The sequence below is a fragment of the Saccharibacillus sp. JS10 genome (assembly GCF_024436065.1).
In the GTDB taxonomy this organism is placed as follows: Bacteria; Bacillota; Bacilli; order Paenibacillales; family Paenibacillaceae; genus Saccharibacillus.
This window is the reverse complement of the sequence record NZ_JANFNS010000006.1, coordinates 124,397-144,050: the sequence shown is the minus strand read 5'-3', so window position 1 is coordinate 144,050 and position 19,654 is coordinate 124,397. Positions and strand designations below refer to the sequence as shown.

18 protein-coding genes are annotated in these 19,654 nt (G+C 46.5%); 5 read left to right on the top strand and 13 right to left on the bottom strand.

The window, feature by feature from the left end; translation table 11 throughout:
• Positions 1–17: 17 nt before the first annotated feature.
• The 4 genes from NOM90_RS17400 to NOM90_RS17385 all read right to left on the bottom strand — a co-directional run bounded on the left by NOM90_RS17400 (position 18) and on the right by NOM90_RS17385 (position 3,679).
• The gene (locus tag NOM90_RS17400) at positions 18–1,760 is read right to left on the bottom strand and encodes a glycoside hydrolase family 13 protein (protein WP_255943791.1); all 1,743 of its coding nucleotides are present in this window, start codon (positions 1,758–1,760) and stop codon (positions 18–20) included.
• A gap of 169 nt (positions 1,761–1,929) precedes the next feature.
• On the bottom strand, positions 1,930–2,901 hold the full coding sequence (locus NOM90_RS17395) for an oxidoreductase (protein WP_255943789.1): 972 nt from the start codon (positions 2,899–2,901) through the stop codon (positions 1,930–1,932).
• Positions 2,902–3,058: 157 nt separating this feature from the next.
• Complete coding sequence (locus tag NOM90_RS17390) at positions 3,059–3,262, bottom strand: hypothetical protein (protein WP_255943788.1); 204 nt, start codon at positions 3,260–3,262, stop codon at positions 3,059–3,061.
• Positions 3,263–3,388: 126 nt separating this feature from the next.
• On the bottom strand, positions 3,389–3,679 hold the full coding sequence (locus tag NOM90_RS17385) for a hypothetical protein (protein WP_255943787.1): 291 nt from the start codon (positions 3,677–3,679) through the stop codon (positions 3,389–3,391).
• 374 nt (positions 3,680–4,053) lie between these two features.
• Between NOM90_RS17385 and licT the strand changes: the two genes are divergently transcribed.
• Both licT and NOM90_RS17375 read left to right on the top strand, forming a co-directional pair.
• Complete coding sequence (gene licT, locus NOM90_RS17380; protein WP_255943785.1) at positions 4,054–4,884, top strand: BglG family transcription antiterminator LicT; 831 nt, start codon at positions 4,054–4,056, stop codon at positions 4,882–4,884.
• A gap of 193 nt (positions 4,885–5,077) precedes the next feature.
• Entirely contained in the window at positions 5,078–7,009 is a 1,932-nt protein-coding gene (locus NOM90_RS17375; protein WP_255943784.1) for a beta-glucoside-specific PTS transporter subunit IIABC, read from the top strand.
• Positions 7,010–7,232: 223 nt separating this feature from the next.
• On the opposite strand, the gene NOM90_RS17370 is transcribed toward NOM90_RS17375, so the two are convergent.
• Together NOM90_RS17370 and NOM90_RS17365 are read right to left on the bottom strand one after the other, a co-directional pair.
• Entirely contained in the window at positions 7,233–7,706 is a 474-nt protein-coding gene (locus tag NOM90_RS17370; RefSeq protein ID WP_255943782.1) for a copper amine oxidase N-terminal domain-containing protein, read from the bottom strand.
• Positions 7,707–7,869: 163 nt separating this feature from the next.
• Positions 7,870–8,904 (bottom strand): LacI family DNA-binding transcriptional regulator, encoded by a 1,035-nt coding sequence (locus NOM90_RS17365; RefSeq protein WP_255943780.1) that lies wholly within the window; start codon positions 8,902–8,904, stop codon positions 7,870–7,872.
• A gap of 126 nt (positions 8,905–9,030) precedes the next feature.
• On the opposite strand from NOM90_RS17365, the gene NOM90_RS17360 reads away from it, so the two are divergent.
• On the top strand, positions 9,031–9,933 hold the full coding sequence (locus NOM90_RS17360) for an ROK family protein (protein ID WP_255943778.1): 903 nt from the start codon (positions 9,031–9,033) through the stop codon (positions 9,931–9,933).
• Positions 9,934–10,062: 129 nt separating this feature from the next.
• Positions 10,063–11,010, top strand: coding sequence for a mannose-6-phosphate isomerase, class I (gene manA / locus NOM90_RS17355; protein ID WP_255943776.1), 948 nt, complete (start codon positions 10,063–10,065; stop codon positions 11,008–11,010).
• A gap of 85 nt (positions 11,011–11,095) precedes the next feature.
• On the opposite strand, the gene NOM90_RS17350 is transcribed toward manA, so the two are convergent.
• The 4 genes from NOM90_RS17350 to NOM90_RS17335 form a co-directional block, all read right to left on the bottom strand.
• Positions 11,096–11,848, bottom strand: coding sequence for an SDR family NAD(P)-dependent oxidoreductase (locus NOM90_RS17350; protein WP_255943775.1), 753 nt, complete (start codon positions 11,846–11,848; stop codon positions 11,096–11,098).
• Positions 11,845–12,801: a Rossmann-fold NAD(P)-binding domain-containing protein gene (locus NOM90_RS17345; protein ID WP_255943774.1), complete on the bottom strand. Its 957-nt coding sequence runs from the start codon at positions 12,799–12,801 to the stop codon at positions 11,845–11,847. The genes NOM90_RS17350 and NOM90_RS17345 overlap by 4 nt, the downstream gene beginning before the upstream one ends.
• Before the next feature lie 100 nt (positions 12,802–12,901).
• Positions 12,902–13,528 carry a ThuA domain-containing protein gene (locus NOM90_RS17340; protein WP_255943773.1) on the bottom strand — a complete coding sequence of 209 codons (627 nt, stop codon included), beginning with the start codon at positions 13,526–13,528 and terminating at the stop codon, positions 12,902–12,904.
• A gap of 104 nt (positions 13,529–13,632) precedes the next feature.
• Positions 13,633–14,466, bottom strand: a complete 834-nt coding sequence (locus tag NOM90_RS17335; protein ID WP_255943772.1) for an AraC family transcriptional regulator — start codon at positions 14,464–14,466, stop codon at positions 13,633–13,635.
• Positions 14,467–14,588: 122 nt separating this feature from the next.
• Between NOM90_RS17335 and NOM90_RS17330 the strand changes: the two genes are divergently transcribed.
• Positions 14,589–16,046 (top strand): alpha-L-fucosidase, encoded by a 1,458-nt coding sequence (locus NOM90_RS17330; protein ID WP_255943771.1) that lies wholly within the window; start codon positions 14,589–14,591, stop codon positions 16,044–16,046.
• A gap of 107 nt (positions 16,047–16,153) precedes the next feature.
• Here NOM90_RS17330 and NOM90_RS17325 read toward each other — a convergent pair whose 3' ends face one another.
• The 3 genes from NOM90_RS17325 to NOM90_RS17315 form a co-directional block, all read right to left on the bottom strand.
• The gene (locus tag NOM90_RS17325; RefSeq protein WP_255943769.1) at positions 16,154–17,575 is read right to left on the bottom strand and encodes an MATE family efflux transporter; all 1,422 of its coding nucleotides are present in this window, start codon (positions 17,573–17,575) and stop codon (positions 16,154–16,156) included.
• A 151-nt stretch (positions 17,576–17,726) separates the two neighbouring features.
• On the bottom strand, positions 17,727–18,908 hold the full coding sequence (locus NOM90_RS17320; RefSeq protein WP_255943768.1) for a GGDEF domain-containing protein: 1,182 nt from the start codon (positions 18,906–18,908) through the stop codon (positions 17,727–17,729).
• 9 nt (positions 18,909–18,917) lie between these two features.
• A complete protein-coding gene (locus NOM90_RS17315; protein ID WP_255943767.1) occupies positions 18,918–19,451 on the bottom strand; it encodes a GNAT family N-acetyltransferase in 534 nt (177 codons plus the stop codon).
• Positions 19,452–19,654: the final 203 nt, after the last annotated feature.

The following is a 19,654-nucleotide window of genomic DNA, read 5'->3' as shown; positions in this document are numbered from 1 at the left end:
ATCAAATCGGCGCCTTTTTAGTTTTCTTTAATACGAAAAACATAATACGCATACGGTTGTAATTTCGACTGACCTTCATTCAGATCGTCTATATTCCATTCATCGGAGCAGACGATACATTCAGCATGACGAAGCTCAGCCGCGATATCCGAAGAATATTCGAATACGGTAGCCGTACGCGAAAAATTCAATACAACCAGCCAGCGTTCTTGTTCGTTTTCACGGAAATACGCATAAATATGCTCATGGTCATCCAAAATCGGTTCGTAAGTTCCAAGCGTCATCACCGGATGTTCCCGACGAAGAGCAATCATACGCCGATATAGATCCAATACCGAATTCGGATCCTCTTCTTGCTGCTTCGCATTGATTTCCTCGCGATTCGGATTGATGCGTTGCCACGGCTTGCCTGTCGTAAATCCGGCGCCTTCTTCATCATTCCACTGCATCGGAGTGCGGCTATGATCCCGATTTTTGTGAAGTACGCGGCGTAGAATAGTTTCTGGATCTTCTCCACGTTCGTCCACCATCAGATGATAATAGGCGAGCGCTTGTTGTTCTTTGATATCGTCGATACTGTTGAAAAAATGTGCGTTCGTCATGCCCAGTTCTTCGCCTTGCAGCAAGTTCGGCGTACCCCGTAGCGTCATCAAAAATACCGCCAACATTTTTGCCGATTGTTCCCGGTATTGCTCATCGTCGCCTAGATAAGACACCATCCGTACATGGTCGTGGTTGCTCAGATACATCCCGATCCAAGCTTCGTTATGCAGGTCTTTCAGCCATTTGCGCATAATATCTTTCAAATGACTTAATTCCCACGGCTTGGATTGCCACATATCGTTGGATTCGTCGCAAATTTTCGAAGCTTCGATCATTAAAATCAGATCCAGTTCGCCGCGATTCGGTAACGTGTACTTTTCTACGTCTTCCAATTCCACTTGCGAAGCTTCACCCATCGTAAAGATCGGATATTTCGAAAAAACAGAATCGTGCATTTCTCGCAAATATTCATGAATACGTGGACCATTTTTGTAAAAAGGTTCACCGCTGCCTTGAATTCGCTCTGTATCTTCGGTGTCCGGGAAACTCATATCTTTGGAGAGTACATTCGCGGTATCGACTCGGAATCCATCGGTTCCTTTTTCCAGCCAGAACTCCATCGCTTGCGCAATTTCTTGACGCACTTTAGGATTTTCCCAATTCAAATCCGGTTGATGCTTGGCATACGTATGCAAATAATATTCGCCGGTTTCTTCATCCTTTTCCCAAGAGGAGTCCCCGAGAAAAGATGTCCAGTTGTTCGGTGGATTGCCTTTTTCGTCGCCTGCGCGCCAAATGTAATAATCCCGGTAAGGACTGCTTTTACTTTTCAGTGATTCTTGGAACCACGGATGATCGCTGGAAGTATGATTCGGTACAATCTCCATAATGAGCCGAATCTGCCGATCATGGAGCGCTTGAATCAAGTTTTCGAAGTCTTCCATTGTTCCGTATTCCGGATGAATCTTACGGTAATCTACCACATCGTACCCGTAATCCCGGTTCGGCGAATCAAAGATCGGAGATAACCAGACCGCAGTCACGCCAAGATCTGCAATATAATCTACTTTTTCCATAATGCCGGGTAAGTCGCCGATCCCGTCGCCGTCACTATCATTAAAGCTGCGTACATAAATTTCGTACACGATATTTTCTTTCCAATTCATATCTGATGAGAGCTGCTTCGAAGAACGAGTAGAATCTAAAGATTTAGACATGGGAATCCTCCTTAAAAACAAACCTGAATAAAGTCGAAAAAGTGTAGCTCGCCTACTGTATATGTTTGATTACCCAAAAAATCGTAAGTAACTTTAAATTTAAAATGATAAAAAGCCCGCCGAACAAAGTTCGACGAGCTTTGGCAATCATTCCATCTATACAATTCGCTTACATTCGGATGCCGAGTCTTTCCCAATCTGCCGCTTCGTTTTGCTTATAGAACGGATACTTCACTCCGGTTAATTCTTCCGATACCCGCCACAACTTCGCCATCGTCTCTTCATTCATTTTATGATCGACAGACAAATCGAATCCCGGGTAGCCTTTGCGTCCGCCTTTTCCGGTTGGGCCGATATATTCTCCGCCGTACAGACCCGGATGTGTAGCTGCGTACAAAGTAGGCAAAGCTCCCATCGAAGCCGGTTGACTCATCAGTCCCCATAAGAAAGAAACCGCGCGACCTGCTTGCTTGCCTGAACCTCTTGAGATCAGATTTGTATTGGATACGCCAGGGTGACAAGCGACGCTGATCGTGCTCGCTCCGACTGCCGACAAACGTTTTTGCAATTCGCGCGCGAATAACAAATTGGCAAGTTTACTTTGACCGTAAAATTTCATCGCACTGTAGCCGAGTCTGCCGTCCAGATTGTTGAAATAGAGATACCCGCTTTTAGCGGCAATACTGCTGAGCGTCACGATGCGAGAATGCGGGGTGCTCATGAGCAGCGGCAATAAACGGCCTGTCAAAGCAAAATGCCCTAGATGATTACTTCCGAATTGAAGTTCGAATCCATCTTTCGTTTTGCCGTATGGAGGAATCATCACGCCCGCATTGTTGACCAGTACATGCAGCGAATCATATTTCGCGGTAAACTGGGCAGCAAAATTCTGAATACTTGATAAATCCGCAAGATCAAGACGCATCACTTCAACACTGGCTTGCGGGAATTTTTTGAGTAGACCGCTAGCGGCTTGATGCCCTTTTTCCAGATTACGCACTGCAAGGATGACTTGTGCTCCTTTTTCCGCAAAGCCATAAGCCGTTTCCAGCCCAAGACCTCCGCTTCCTCCGGTAATAATCACCGTTTTTCCATACATATTCGGCATATCTTCAATGTTCCATTCTCCGTTTGTACTCATGCTTAATTCCTCCTCTATCATTCGGTCAGTTACGTATTATATTCAGTTTGCCTGAATACGCAACGTTTTTCAAATCCGCAGCTCATCTTGAATAAATTCATTAAAAAAAGGCGCTTCCCGTAGGATAAACGCCTGTCTATCTGCTGTATCTGTATCGCTAATTCAACAACATCAACATAACACCTAACGACAACGAAACCAATAACAGAAAAAATCCGAGGGCTCGAAACGCTTGAGATTGAAATCTTGCCGGCTCAGACAGCTCACCGCCTGCATGATCACGCAGCGGATGAAGCAATCGATCCGGACGAGCAATCACTAACGGACATAGCAGTAAAAAAACACCGATCAGCAAAAACATCGTTATCGCCTCCACGGGTTGCGGATTTCGACGACTTAGCCGTCTATGTATGTATCATGTACCCGCAAAACACGAAAACTTATCACTGAATCAAGTCTTTCTTGATGGACTGCATGTTCTAAATTTTTATTCCTGATTGGATGAACGATCACGCTCGGCACGCAGCATCATTTCATTTTGTTCGCGCAGCAACTTGTTTTGTTCTTGAAAATGTTGATCCAAAGCTTGAAACCGATCCGCTTGACGATGCTCCAATAGATTTAGGTCTTTGCGCAGCGCATCGATATCCAATTTCACATCAGAATGATTGATCGCGGTGCGAATCACAAAATAATACACAATAAACGGAATGACCATAAAAGCTAGTGATAACAAAATCCCAAAAAACCCTGCTCCATATCCAAAATTAAAACTCATTTAAACCCCTCCTTGTCAAAAACCTCTAATCTATATAACGCTGCGTACACGAGAATAGTTGGGCTTTTCTGTATTTTTTTAAAAATAAAATGAAATAAAATAAGGAGAAAAAGATGAGATTCCAACCTCTTTGCTGAGTTTTGGTAAGTTCATTAACTTTTTTTTGAAAGCGTACGCTTTTCCTCTTGCCAACGATTGAAAACGGTGTTATTGTGTGTGTGGGATTGTTACTGAAAAGGCAAAACCTAAAACATGTGCGTAACGTGTTTTGGGTTTTGCCTTTTTATTTTTATTGTGCACAATCATTTATTTAAATTGTGTACAATGATATAATAGATACATGAAGCAGCTTCGATAAACAAGAGGTGAATGCAATGCAAATCTTAAGGGTGCTCAACAATAACGTCATCACGTCATTGGATGAATCCGATACGGAAATCGTCGTAATGGGTCGAGGGCTCGCTTTTCAAAAAAAGTCGGGAGACGAAATCGATAAAGACAAGATCGAAAAAATCTTTCGTCCGGAAAGCAATGATACGTCTCAAAAGCTAACCGAACTTTTGCAGCAGATTCCGATGGAATACGTTCAGCTAACCGAAGAGATCCGTAAGCTGGCAGTGTTGATGTTAGACAAAGAATTCGGAGATTCGATTTATCTATCGTTGACCGACCATATTCATTTTGCGGTAGAACGTCATCAACGCGGGTTGGATATCAAAAACGGGCTTTTGCTTGAAGTGAAAAGTCTTTATAAAGCCGAATACCAAGTCGGTCGTTCTGCTTTGAAGCTGATCAAAGACCGTTTAGGCGTCGAACTGCCAGACGACGAAGCCGGATTTATCGCGCTGCACTTGGTGAATGCTCAGCTTGGCGAAGAAATGCCGGTGCTGATGGACATCACCAAAATCATTCAAGATATTCTCGATCTCGTACGTAAGCACTTCGGGCTTGAGTATAACGAAGATTCGATCAGTTACTACCGTTTCGTCACGCATCTGAAATTTTTTGCTCAACGCTTGATCAGTGGGGATCATTCAGGCAACAATTACGACAGTCTTTACGAGATCGTCAAAGAAAATTGCCCGGAAGCTTATCCATGTACGGAACAGATCGAAGCTTACATCATGGAACATTATGATTACCGTCTGAACAAAGAAGAGATGTTGTACCTGACGATTCATATCGACCGTATCGCAAAATCTTAATTAAATACGATTCTCTAGCTTCACCGGGATTGTTACTGAAAAGGCAAAACCCGGGCCGTTACCGATCAGCAGTTGGCAATTTGCCAGTTCTGTGTTCGAACGCCCGGGTTTTTCGTTTTGTCCGGGGTAACGCTGACAGCGCTTACCCCAACTCAAGCTTTATCATTTTGTCTATGCGAAAGGAAGGCTTATCATGAGCAAGCACGAACAAACCGCTAAATCCGTCCTTGAAAAAATCGGCGGAGAATCCAATGTCAAAACAATGACCCACTGTATGACACGTCTGCGTTTCGAACTGCGAGATAACAACAAAGCAGATCGAGCAGCACTGGAAAATACACCTGGCGTTATGGGAACCAATATCGCAGGTACACAGTTCCAAGTCATCATTGGTAACGATGTACCGAAAGTCTACGAAGAAATTAATAAAGTTGCAGCATTCGGTGGTGGCTCCGCTCAAGCGGAAGAAGGACCGAAAAAGAAACGCAACCCATTCTCGGCGCTTCTTGACGTCATTTCCGGCATCTTCACTCCTTTGCTCCCTGCACTTGCGGGCGCAGGTATGATCAAAGCGCTGCTCTCCGTATCCGATGCGTTCGGATGGATGGCAGCGGACAGCAGTACGTATCAAATCTTAAAAGTCATCGGCGACGGTACGTTCTTCTTCTTACCGATCCTGATTGCATTTAGTGCCGCTAGAAAATTCGGCAGCAGCATGTTCTTGGCAGCGGCGATTGCCGGCGCTGTACTTCACCCGGATTTGACCGCGTTGTTCGGTAGTGGCGGCGATCTGAATTTCCTCGGATTACCGGTTACCGTCGTTACGTATTCGTCTTCCGTTATTCCGATTTTGCTCGCAATATGGGCATCTTCTTACGTAGAGAAATTTTTGGATAAAATTATTCCAAGTGCGCTTAAACTTCTGTTCGTTCCTATGCTTACACTGCTCGTGATCGTTCCTGCGACATTGGTCGCTTTCGGCCCTGTCGGCAGCATCATCGGTCAAAGCTTGGCAGGCGGTATTACTTGGTTGATCGACAACACAGGCATCTTCGGCGGTCTTGTACTGGGCGGCACGATGTCTCTGATCATCATGACGGGTATGCACTGGGCACTCGTTCCTATCGCAATCTTGTCGTTGTCCGAACAAGGCTTCGACTATATCTTGCCAATCATGTTCGCAGCGAACTTGGGTCAAGCGGGTGCAACATTCGGCGTATTCTTACGCTCGCGCAACCCACAGTTCAAAGCTTTGTCGTTATCCACTAGCTTCTCGGCAATGATGGGGATTACCGAACCAGCGATGTATGGCGTAAACATGCGTCTGAAAAAACCTTTCGTTGCCGGCCTGATCGGCGGCGCAGTAGGCGGCGCAATCTACGGATTGTTCCAAGTTAAAATCTATGTCATGGCTGGCGGCGCAGGTCTGCCGGGTATCCCAGCAATGATCGGCCCTACTTTTGTTTACGGTATGATCGGTATGGCTGTAGCCTTTGTTGTTGCAGCAGCAGCTACTTTCATCATGGGCTTCAAAGACGTTGCCGTACCGGCTTCCGAAACTGCACCGACAACAGATGCAGCTCCAGTAGCTACAGAAGAAGCTCCGGCTGCTGTCGTTGTACCAGAAGTTGCAGTTATCCGTAATACTGAACTGCTTAGCCCATTGGCAGGTACGGTTCTTCCGCTTAGCGAAGTAGACGATGCCACATTTGCAGGCGAGTATATGGGTAAAGGTATCGCGGTAATTCCAAGCGCTGGTGTCGTTACGGCTCCAGCAGACGGTATCGTCAACTCACTCGCCGTAACCAAACATGCAGTCGGCATGCAAACAAGCGACGGCGCGGAACTGTTGATCCATATCGGCTTGAATACCGTTCGTCTCAAAGGCCAACATTTCAACGTTCTCGTTGAAGAAGGCGAAGCTGTAGTCGCAGGTCAACCGCTGATTACGTTCAATATGAACGCGATTCGCGCAGCCGGTTACAGCCTGACTACGCCTATGATCGTGACGAATACCAAAGAATTCGAAGGCTTCACTTCCTTGCACGAAGGTTCGATCGAAAGCGGCGAACCGCTGCTGAAACTCAATGTTGCAGATCAAAACCTTGCGGCTTTGGGTGACTAATTTCGATACGTTGTCTGGCTCCGGTTACACGTTGATTTAACGTGTAACCGGAGTTTTTTTATTTGGCTTGGCTTAAGGATTCTGTATCCGTTAGCTATTTGCGATCGTTTCACTTTCAAAAAAAGACGACCCTTATAGGTCGTCTTTCAATCTCTTTTCCCAATTTCGACACGCGACCGAAACGAATTTTTCTTGTAGCCTTTTCGCTTCCTTCGCAATCGTCTTACTTGATCGAGTCGCCAACCCACAGCGTATCATTGGCTTTGTCCCATTTGATAGACTCGCCTACGCCTCTAACGATAATGCCGACTGGAACGCGAAGGACGCCGCGTTTGAATGACGGTGCGCCTTGCAATTTCACTTCTTTGCCGTTTACCCATGCGATATTGCTATCGGCAGTGATTTTTACCATGTTATCGCCGCGTGTGTACGTATAACTTTTCGTTTTTTGATCCCAAGAGATCATCAAGCCGTCAATCTCAAGTTGCTTAATGACGTCAGATGTCGCGTACAACGTACTTTTGATAAAGAACGGATACGCACTTGGTTTCACCATACCGTTGTTGCCGTAGATCATAGCAGCCGGTTCGGATGTTGGCATCATCGTCGCTTTCGGCGTAGTCGCCGGAGCGGCTTGAGCAGCAGAAGCGCCAAGAACAGCCGAGCCGAGCAGCGAAGCAATTAGGATTTTTTTCATAAAAAAGTCCTCCTTCTAAGTATGGTTATGAGTTTTGATTATAAGATGTCCAATAAAACACCCTACCTCTATATATAAACCTTATGAAGAACGATTTAGTTGCAGTTCTGACACTCCGTGGGAAAAATTTTGTAAGCAGCATCGATTATGTGTCGAGTTATAGTCAAAAAGAAGACCATATTTGCCCGGCAACCGTCCATTTGATCGCTTCTCGCTTTTGTCCATATCCGTCTAACAAAAGTCGCACTGCCGCTTCGCACAACTGCTTTTTATCGACAGTTATTGTAGCGTATACCCCGGAATCCGGCAGACAGGCTTGCTCTAATCCGTCGAACCCCGTGACTTTAACTTGCTGCGGTACGGCGATATTCAGTGCACGCAAGCGGCGAATCAGCAACAAAGCGATCCGGTCGTTCCCGCAAAAAAAAGCATCCGGCAAATCATCCGTATTCATAATTCGATCCAAAAACTCCCCGATCTCCTGCTCGTTTTTCTTTTCGTCAAAATCATCGGCATCCAGCAGTATATATCGGTCGTCGATCTGAAGCTGCGCTTCGCGCATCGCTCGCCAATACCCAAACCAACGTTCTTCATGACTCGTCGTCAGGTTAGCAGGGCCGATAAATCCGATCCGTTTATGTCCTTGCTCAATCAATAGACGGACAACCGACTCCGCACCTTCCGTATTTGCCGACACTGCCGCGGCGCAATGTAGATCGCGATAATACGAATCGAGCATCACCAGAGGAACGCCGGTTTCCCAGATCATCCGTGCGTAAGGCTTGGCGATGATCCCGAATAAAACCACTCCGATATGCGAGACGTCTTCGTACAATTTGGGCAATTCCAAATGCTGCTCCATATGACGATCGATTCGCACAATGACGGCATTATAGCCATGATCGCGAACGGTTTCTTCCAAAATCCAGAGCATATCATGGAAAAAACGAAAATGTTCACGGTCTTCATGGCTGATAATTCGTTCAGGTACAAGGAGCAAAATATTCGAGGAACTTTCTTCTTTTTGTGTAGAAGTTTTAGGCGGGATGTAACCTATCTCTTGAGCCGTCTGCTTCACCAATTGTCGTACGGATTCACTGACCCCTTTTTTACCGGATAGCGCCAACGATACAGCATTTTTTGATACTCCTAATCGATCTGCGATATCTTGCATTGAACTTTTTTTCGGTCTTGCCATCCAATCACGCCTTTCATAAGAACACTATGATCCGAAACTGAATTATGCTATGCTAACGATATTACTTTACAAAAATGATTTTCGTCAAGTTCTGTCAAGTTAATTGTATAAGCAGGAGGGTATTGAATGATCGCAATCGGTATCGATATTGGTGGCACCAAAATCGCAATAGGGCTCGTAGATGAAGCCGGAAGTGTCATCGCTCAACATTCGCTTCATACAGATCCCGCTCAGACCCCGTCGCAATTATTGCACCAAACAGCGCAAACGATCAACAGACTGTTAGAAACAAATAGCATCTCTCCTTCTGAAGTCAAAGGGATTGGAGTCGGCGCACCGGGACCTCTGGATGCTCAGCATGGACGACTGGATAGCCCGCCCAATTTGCCTGCATGGCACGGATTCGGCGTTGTCGAAGAACTGCGCAAACATTTCGGCGCTTTCCCTATTCATTTTCAAAACGATGCGACGGCGGCGACTTTAGCCGAAAAATGGTTGGGCGCGGCGCAAAATGTCGATAACTTTATTTTTATTACGATTAGCACCGGGATCGGCGCGGGCATCTATATGCACGGACGATTGATTACCGGAACGTCGGGCAACGCAGGCGATGTCGGGTTTATGATGATTGAACCGGGCGCGGCAGGAACCGAAGGCTATTGGGAGCAGATCGCTTCGGGAACCGCTATTGCCCGGCAAGCTTCCGAATTATTGGGTCGACCGGTACATACGAAAGAAGCTTTCGACCTTGCAGCAGAAGGCGAACCTTCAATGCGTGAGTTGATCGATCTGACTTACCGAAGACTCGGTATGGGCTGCGTGTCGCTCATTAATACGCTTGATCCCGAAATGATCGTGATTGGCGGCGGTGTGTCGCAGATCGGCGAGCCTTTGCTCGAAGGAATCCGCGATTATGTCTCCCAACACGCACTCAGCCCAGCCGGTCGACGCACATTGATTGTTCCTGCGGCACTTAATCAAAATGCGGGACTGATCGGAGCCGCTTCGCTCGTGCATCAAGCCTATTGAGTTTGACCGTATTCGAATCACTCCAGACGGGTAATAAGCACAAGCAACCTTTTCACTTCACAGCGATCTCGTTATATAATCAACATCATCATAACCACTATCTTTTATCCAAAAGGAGCGACTCTTTTTATGAACGAACCTCTTTTCCTGACTCCCGTTTTCCAAGAACGAATCTGGGGCGGCACGAAGCTGAACACGATTTTCGGTTACGATATTCCCAACGACAAAACCGGCGAATGTTGGGCTGTATCGGGACATCCGAATGGTCAAAGTATCGTACATAACGGGAAGTACGCCGGGCAAAAACTTAACGATCTATGGGTCGACCATGCTGAATTGTTTGGCGATTCGGAGTCTGACGTATTCCCGCTGCTCACGAAAATTTTGGATGCGTCCGACGATCTTTCGGTGCAAGTTCACCCGGACGATGCGTATGCGCGCGAGTTTGAAAATGGCGAGCTAGGCAAAACCGAATGTTGGTATATTATCGACGCCGAACCGGGCGCTACATTGATCTACGGGCATCACGCTCAATCGCGCGAAGAACTTCGCAGCATGATCGACCACGGTCAATGGGATGAATTGCTGACCAAAATCGAAGTGAAACCCGGCGATTTCTTCTACGTGCCAAGCGGTACGATTCATGCACTGGGCGCAGGGATTCTCGTTCTCGAAACGCAACAAAGTTCGGATACGACGTATCGCGTCTACGATTATGACCGTAAAGACGCCAATGGCAACGGTCGCGAACTTCATCTGGAAAAAGCGATCGATGTCACGACGATTCCGCAATCGTATACCGGCGGCGCTTATGAGACGGATCGATTAGACGGCGTTACGATTACCAAGTTCGTCTCCAATTCTTTTTTCACTGTAGAGAAATGGGACGTTGACGGTGTCGCGAATTTTGCAGATCGCGATCGGTATACGATCGTTAGCATTTTGAGCGGCGAAGGTAAACTCAATAACGCAGACCAACAATATCCGCTGAAAAAAGGCGATCATTTCATCATTCCTGCTAAATTCGGCGATTATACGATTGAAGGCACGTTGACGACGATCTCGTCTTGGGAATAGAAGATCAGCACTGAGCGTTTTTAAAAGTTTGGATAAAAAAGACTCTATTCAATCATTCGAATAGAGTCTTTTGTCGTTCGGTTTATTACCATGACCATTCTTTGCCTTCGTAGTCGCGCATGACAAGCCGTTCTTCATCGATCTTCGCTATCGATTCGTCCTCGGAAGAAGATGCACCGATAAAATAATCCAATGCCGCTTCTGCCGATTCTTCCGGTTCTAATTCAGCGGCTTCATTCCGTGTACCCGACATATACGTCCGCATCCAGCCGGGATGATACAGCCGGAACGTATAGCCGTCTGGACGAAGCCGTTGAAATAACGCGTACACACCTCGATTGAGTGCAGCTTTGGACATGCAATAGCCAAACCAAGCGGTACGCTCCGCTTGCCCGATACTTCCCGCTTCCGATGAAACATAGCAAAGCCGCTTGAACTGTCCATGTTGGAGCAGCGGCAAAAAAGCTTCGCTGACTTGAATCGGTCCAAGTGCATTCACGTTGTACATCCGAATCATTTCGTCGTAATCTTGCGCCATGTGAATATCGTCGTCGTTACGATCGCTAATCACACCGGCGTTATTGATCAATAAATCAATATGGCGTGTACGTTCTTCGACAGCCGCAGCGGCGGCTAGAATCGACGATTCCGAAGACACGTCCAGCGGCAATAAAACCAATAGATCGGGATAACGCATCTGCAACTCGTCGAGCTGTTGCCAATCTTGCAGATAACGACCGGCAAATACATGCCAGCCGCGAACAAGCAATTGTTCGGTCAGCGCCAGACCAAGCCCACGGTCGGCGCCGGTTACTACAGCATATTGAGCCGGATTCATAGTCTCCTCCTTTTGGGATTCACGATCAGCGTCAATTGATCTTCGTCGTCAGACGGATTAGTGAACAATCCGGCGGCAAAGCGCGCCGAATCGGCAAGTTCGCTCGCTAGCGAAGCCATCGGCTCGCCTGGTAGCTTATTTATGGAAGTCGGCGGCAAGCCGCTTGTTCCTGCCGAACTGGCTTGCGGCAATAGACCCGGATCGTACAAGCGGAATGTATATCCGCTGCGGCGCAGATCGTTAAATAGCAGCTTCGCTTGCATATGCAGCGCGGCGTGAGCCATCGCGCCCCCGATCTTCGCGTCTGCGGGAGCTTCGCCCGCAGACAAGCTGCCTTCGGACGAGGTCACGAAGGCGATCCGTTTCAATCCGCTGCCGGCGTCCAGCAGCGGAAGCATCTGCTCGGCTACGCGCAGCGGCGTCAGCGCGTAGCGCTCGTACTCTTGAAGACGATTTTCTGCTGCATCGCGCAGAGAATCGTCTTCAAGCCCTGCCCCGCTTGAATCCGGCACAAACTTGCCGGCATTCAGAACCAGCAGATCAATGTTCGCGATCTGCTCGGCAGTATGCCGCTTCGCTTGTTCCAGCGCTTGCGGATCAGACCCGTCCAGCGGAATCGGAATCAGCCGCCCGTGATGCGGCAAATCCCGATCTTCTTCGGCAACTTGCAACCTCGTTGCCGGTTCCGGTTCCGTTCGCCGCTGATTGCTTTCCGGGCCATAGGCGACCGAACCTTCGAATTCAATAAGCCCGGTCGTTCCGCTTCCCGTCGGAACCAGCCGATTTTCGCCGATTTGAAAATCTGACTCTACGCTCAAGTCCGAAGAAGCTCTTTCGTCATCTTTGACTCCGCTGTCTCCGCCCAACACTTTCCAACCTTTGGCGACTAATTCACGTGCCAATGCCGCGCCGAACGGTTCACGCAAATTCAGAATCCATGCGGTTTTATCCACAATAACTTCCTCCCTCGCCTCGTTCTTTTTTATTGGGCTAATCTAAAAATTGAAACTTCCATTTGAAGTTTGATCAGACGGCTCAGCTTCGCTTGTAACCCTACTCGGCACACCAATGCAGCGCATTGTTCAGCAGCTTCTGAAACATCGGATGATTCCAGACCTCTTCTTCGTGCCCGGGTGTTAGCACACAGATCTTGCCTTGTCCGTACATTTTCGTCCAACCGCCCGGCTGCTCTCCATGTTCGGATACCGTCCTCATGATCAGCTCCGTATCCGACTTCTCCCAATCCATCATATAATGCTCGTCATGTACCTGGAATTCTTCTACACCAGCGGCTATCGGATGGGATGACTCGGGACAGATCTTCACCGTGCAAGCTTCAGGATGGTGAAGAAAAGCCCCGCCAATCAACTTGCGAAACCGTTCGCCGGATTGATAACCCGCTGTTCCGGCATGGATCACAAGCAGCGAACCGCCGTTCTCGACATACCGTTCAAAAGATTGCTGAACGTCTTCGTTCATCCAAAAGCGATGTTCGTGTTCAAACTGGCTATTGGAGCGGCACACCGCTACGATCGGATAATCTTCCAGACGATTGGCATCAAATTCTTCTACCGAATCGGTCATTGTATATTGAAATGTATCTAGACCTAACTGTTCAAAGCCTTGAAAAACGATTTCCGCCGAATGCCAGCGATCTTTTCCAATCACCCATACGTTCATTCTCGACTCCCCTTTATCGCATAGAGTTGGATAAGGATTCCATTTCTCAACCCTTCTCTTCTATTAAACGTTAAACCTCCGATTGCATACGTAAAAAAGAAGAATCAAGAACGCACTTGTTGTCTGCGGTAATCGGTAGGCGTAAGCCCGGCATATTTTTTGAACTGTTTGGAAAAATAAAACGTATCGTTGAAGCCTAATTGCTCCGAAATTTCGGTCACAGACAAACTGGTCAAAGAAAGCGATTGTTTCGCTTTTTCGATCTTTTTATGCGTGACATACTGGATCGGCGGCATTCCTGCATACTGTTTGAACGTGCGGATAAAAGAATTCGGGTGCATATACGCGATGCCCGCCAATTCTTCTACGGCAATATTTTGCGCAATATGTTCGTCGATATAATCCAATACATGCGTTAAGCGATTGACCGTAGACCCGTTTTGAAAAGAAATCTGTTCTTCGTCAATATTCAGGTTCATCATATAGTAACTCACAAGCTCCATCAATTTGCTTTTGACAAGCAGCTTGGAGTAGATGGTATCGGTATTGGCATGATAGACGATGTCTTTGAAAATCTCGGTCACCTTTTGCGGCTGCGTTGGAGAACAATACGGATTCAGATCCAATAACTTGAAAAGATTAACGCCGCCGACCTGCGCTGTGAAGTGACACCAATATTTAAGAAAAGGACGTTCGCTAATCACCGAATATGACTGCTGCACACCTTCCGGCATCAAAAACAATTCGCCCGGCTTCGGGTAATAATCTTGTCCCTCGATCCGCAGCCATCCTTCTCCTTCTTCGATCCAATAGAACTTGCTGTAATCCGGCTTATAATCAAGCTCTCTCCAATCCAGTGGACATAAATTATGATGAGCCGTAATCAATTCCACTTCAAGGTTAGCCAAATAGTTCGACAACAATACACGACGATCCATAAAAAGACGACTCCTTCTCTTGCTATTTTTGTACAGCTTGCCGCTATTAATCTCCATGTTAACGCACGTATTCTTCTCGTATACTCAAGACATTACCAGACAGGAAGGATACGTGTACATCTATGGATAGAACCGCTTATTTACAACAAATTCAGCAAACGATCGAGAATGGTACGTTCAAAAACAATTGGGAATCGCTTAGTCAATTTGAAGTTCCCCAGTGGTACAAACAAGCCAAATTCGGCATCTTTATTCATTGGGGCGTCTATTCGGTTCCGGCTTTTGAAAGCGAATGGTATTCGCGCAATATGTATATGGAAGAATCGCCATGTTTTGACCATCATATCAAAACCTACGGCAAACATAGCGAATTCGGCTACAAAGACTTTATCCCGATGTTCAAAGCCGAGAAGTTCGATGCCAGCGAATGGGCAGAGTTGTTCCAACAATCCGGTGCCAAATATATTATGCCGGTGGCTGAACACCATGACGGCTTCCAAATGTACAAAAGCGAAATCTCGAAATTCAACGCATACGATATGGGCCCGCAGCGCGATCTGCTTGGCGAAATGAAGCAAGCGTTCGAAGAACGCGATCTGGTTATGTGTGCCTCTTCGCACCGCGCCGAACATTGGTTCTTTATGTCACACGGCAAAAAGTTCGAATCGGATATTCACGAACCGCTGAAACTTGGCGATTTCTACTGGCCTGCACAGCCTGAGCCGGATCATTATGATCTGTTCGGTTCTCCTCCAAACGCCGAGTTTTTGGAAGATTGGCTTATTCGGACTTGCGAGATTATCGACCAGTACCAGCCGAAAGTGTTGTATTTCGATTGGTGGATTCAAAGTGCCGCGTTCAAACCTTATCTCAAAACGCTAACTGCTTACTATTATAACAAAGGGATCGAATGGGGCGCTGAAGTCGCGATCAATTATAAGCACGATGCGTATATGTTCGGCGCAGCCGTTCCCGATGTAGAGCGCGGACAATTCGCTGATCTCAAGCCTTACTATTGGCAGACCGATACCGCTGTCGCGAAAAACTCATGGTGTTACACAGAAAATAACGAATACAAAACATCGGTTGAAATCATTCGCGACCTTGTCGATATCGTGAGTAAAAACGGAAATCTTTTGCTGAATATCGGTCCAAAAGCCGACGGCAGTATTCCGCAAGAAGACCGTCAAATCTTACTCGATATCGGCAATTGGTTGAATGTAAATGGTGAAGCGATCTACGGCACAACATTCTGGCGGATTGCGGGCGAAGGCCCAACGCAGATTGTCGAAGGGCAGTTCAAAGACGGCGAAACCAAATCGTATACGTCCGAAGATATTCGTTTTACGGTAAAAGGATCGAATCTGTACGCAACCGTGATGGTCTATCCCGAAGATGGATGCGTGAAGATTCAATCGCTCAAAAAAGATTCGCATCACTTTACAGGCTTGATCGAGAAGATCAGCATTCTTGGATTCGATGAAGAAGTGTCTTGGGAACGTACCGAAGAAGCTTTGGTGTTACAGACAACTACGGTATCCAGCGCGGTTCCTGTGGTGTTCAAAATGCAATTAGATTGATCCCTTTTAAATTGCCTAAAAAAGCCCACTTTCAAACCGGTATTCCGGTGAGAAAGTGGGCTTTTTTATACACAAGTTTCGTATTTATAAAAATCTAACTGTTCAACTTACACCGAAGCCGCAGGCGGAGGCGTTAATCCTTCGCTGGCATCCGCTTCGTGATGAGTAACAAGCGAATGTTTTTTCCAAACCCGGCTTTTCCAACGTGAGGTCATAACGATCGCGCGAATCCATTCATCGACTGCAATCGCCAGCCAAATACCTGGCAGTCCCATATCCATTTGGAAGACGAAGACGTAACCGAGCGGCAAGCTGATGCCGACCATCGAGATTAGACCGACATATACCGGGAACTTCGCATCTCCCGCTGCGCGCAGCGAACCGATGACGATCATATTGAACGTACGCGCCGTCTCCAGCACAATACTCAGAACAAGCACTTGCGTCGCCATACGAATTACATCGACGTCGTCGGTGAAAATACCGACTAACGGATGACGCAAAATAATAACAACCAGATCGACGATGACCGTAATCACAATCGCTCGTTTGACGCTACTCCATACTTGATGATACGCATCTTCTTTACGATTTGCTCCGACCAATCGACCGACGATAATCCCGGTTCCGATCGCTACGGCGACAGCAAATAGATAAATGAACATCGAGATGTTCGTTGCATACTGACGCGCCGCAAGCGCTTGAGCGCCAAGGAAAGTCGCATAGAAAAAGAAGATCATTTGGCAGGATTGGTACGTGATTTGCTCAAGTGCAGACGGAATCCCGATCCGCAAAATTTTCATGACGTACTCACGTGTCAAATTTACGTAAAACTTCAATTGAATCCGAACTTCCATCACTTGATACAACATCCAGACCAATACGACCGCAGCAACAGCGCGGCTTGCAACCGTCGAGATTGCCGCTCCTTCTACGCCCATCGCCGGGAATCCAAGATGACCGAAGATCAAGACATATCCACTGCCTACGCTCAAAATGTTCATGCCTAATGCCACGAACATCGTAAGTTTCGTCTGTCCATACGTACGAATCGTTGCAGACAACATATTGATCAGCGCTTGAAGGAAGATCGCTCCGCCTACAATGTGCATATAAGATTTCGCGTAGACGAGAATCTCACCACTAAGATTAAGTGCAACCATCAAGTGGTGCCCGAATCCTAAGAAAATCACACTCATCGTTACGCCGAGCATCAAGTTCAGCGTCAACGACAGACCCGAAATTTTAGCGGCTTCATAATGATTCCGTGCACCCAAATATTGCGCGATAACGATAGCCGCTCCGTTACCGACGACTTCAAGTATGAGGATAGCGATCGAGATGACTTGGTTTGCTGCACCAACAGCCGCTACCGCATTGTCCGATACGCCGCTCAACATCATCGTGTCCGTAATCCCCATTAACATAAATAAAAAGACTTCCAAAAAAATCGGCCAGGTCAACCGGAATAAATTGAACTCGCGCTCTAGCGGAAGCTTTGTTGCAGCATTTCCGTTTTTCGTTTTCATCTCTTCACCCTCCTTCGATACATTGTTTATTTAAAAACAAAACGTATCTTAGCACGGCTGAAATGAAAATACATCCCTTTTCACGAAATTTCCTGAAAATTATATGATGTGCTCTCAAAGTTTCCGTTTTCACCTATTCAATTTTTTATATTCAAATCCGAACATAATCGATTTCTTCGGTTAAAGGCTTTTCAAAATAACGTTCAGCGCGCCGTATCGTATTCCGTCCTTCCCTTTTGGCATCATATAGAGCAAGGTCGCAACTTTTATATACACGATCCAGCTGCGAACGATGTTGAGGAACAAAAGTCAGTGCGCCAATACTTAGCGTATACGTTCCTTCGACGGCTACACGAATACGCTCCGCAAGCAACGTTGATTCAGGAATCGAATACCCCGGCAATATAATGGCAAATTCATCGCCGCCATAACGACCGAATAAATCATTGGTCCCTAATTGCTGCGAGACGATCACGCTCATTTCCCGAAGTACCCGATCTCCGATATCATGCCCGTATTGATCGTTGATTCCTTTGAACCCATCAATATCGAATAACAAAAAAGAAACCGGAAGCTGCCGTTTGGCATGTTGATCCAGCATAATCTCGGATTTGAGCACAAAAGTACGGCGATTCCAGATCTGCGTTAGATCGTCAAGACTCGCCAAGCGAAATAAATCTTCATCCGATTTTTGCTTCGCGAGTAACACAAAACCGGTATTGGTCAGAATCATCGTCATGTACGCACAGATCGAAAATAAGTCATGCGTGACGCGAGAAGCAAGCAATCCGTTAAACGTATCTATGCTCAAAGCGCCGAATGTACGAATCAATAAAGCGATCGCAAGCAACGTATACACACTTCCCATAACTTTTCGAAGCGTAGAAGATTTTTTTTGATAGAGCAGACGAAGTGCAGGCGGAGTAATAAATAACGCGGCGAAAAAAGAGGCTACAGCTATACGGATCATTTCATCATTATGTCCAAAAAGAATCGAGTTAAAGCATACGATTGCCAAGATCGTCATCGCAATTCCGATTTTTTGCATACGGAGAGTCAAAACGTCTTGTAACTTGAGTAAAGCTGCCGCTTCAAAAGCGATCCCGATAAACAATAACGTATTCGATAACGAAAGAACGACGAGATCGTTAAAGTTCCCTTTCAGAACCATTAACGACCACGCCACAGCTTGTATTAATTTAGCGGTAAAAAAGAAAGAGATTGAAGCGTCCCGAATTTCACTTCGACGATAAGCGCTTAACAGCAAGATCGTCAGCACATGTCCACAAATTAACGAAACGTAGATGGTTTGCGGGTCCAAATGTAGATTCATCAGAGAGCCTCAATCTTCTTTTTGAATTTTTAATGCAGTGATGTCTTGCCAGCTTAATGCAATTTCTGTGAAGCGTTCATCGCCGATCTGAATTTCTTTGCGATCCACTTCTTTCCCGCCTAACCGTTGATAAAAAGCGATTGCTGGATTTTGTTCCAATACCCAGATCATTAGCGAACGGTATTCACGTGCTTGAAGCTCGCTTAACATGCGATCAACCATCTGACGTCCGATTCCTTTGCGCTGTTCACTTTGCAGCAGATACACCGCATATAATTCGGCTTCATGGACTTTTCCGCTTTCCCGATCTACCCCGTAATCCAGAAATCCGCAGATTTGCCCGCGATCATTTTCGGCAACCATGACCCCTTCGCCAGGCTCCGGGTCTTGTAGACGCTTTTGCCATTTCGTTCGGCGTTCCTGCACAGATAGATTATCCAAGTAAATATCGGAGACGATCCCTTTATACGTCGTTTTCCAGCTATCGACATGAACTTGCGCGATTCCGGCAGCATCTTCCGGTGTAGCGAATCTGATCTTCATTAGGGTCGCTCCTTTGTGAACATATTCAAGCCAGGATGATACCCTATATCATTCGGCGGGCTTTCATAAACTCCTGCTGGAAAAAGCAAGTTTTTGCTAAAATTTCTGAACAAATAAGTAAAAGAGGCTTCGTTTTGAAAAAGATCAATCCTTTTAATCTTCAGATTGTTTATTTCTTGTCTTGAAAAGTAACTTTTTGAATA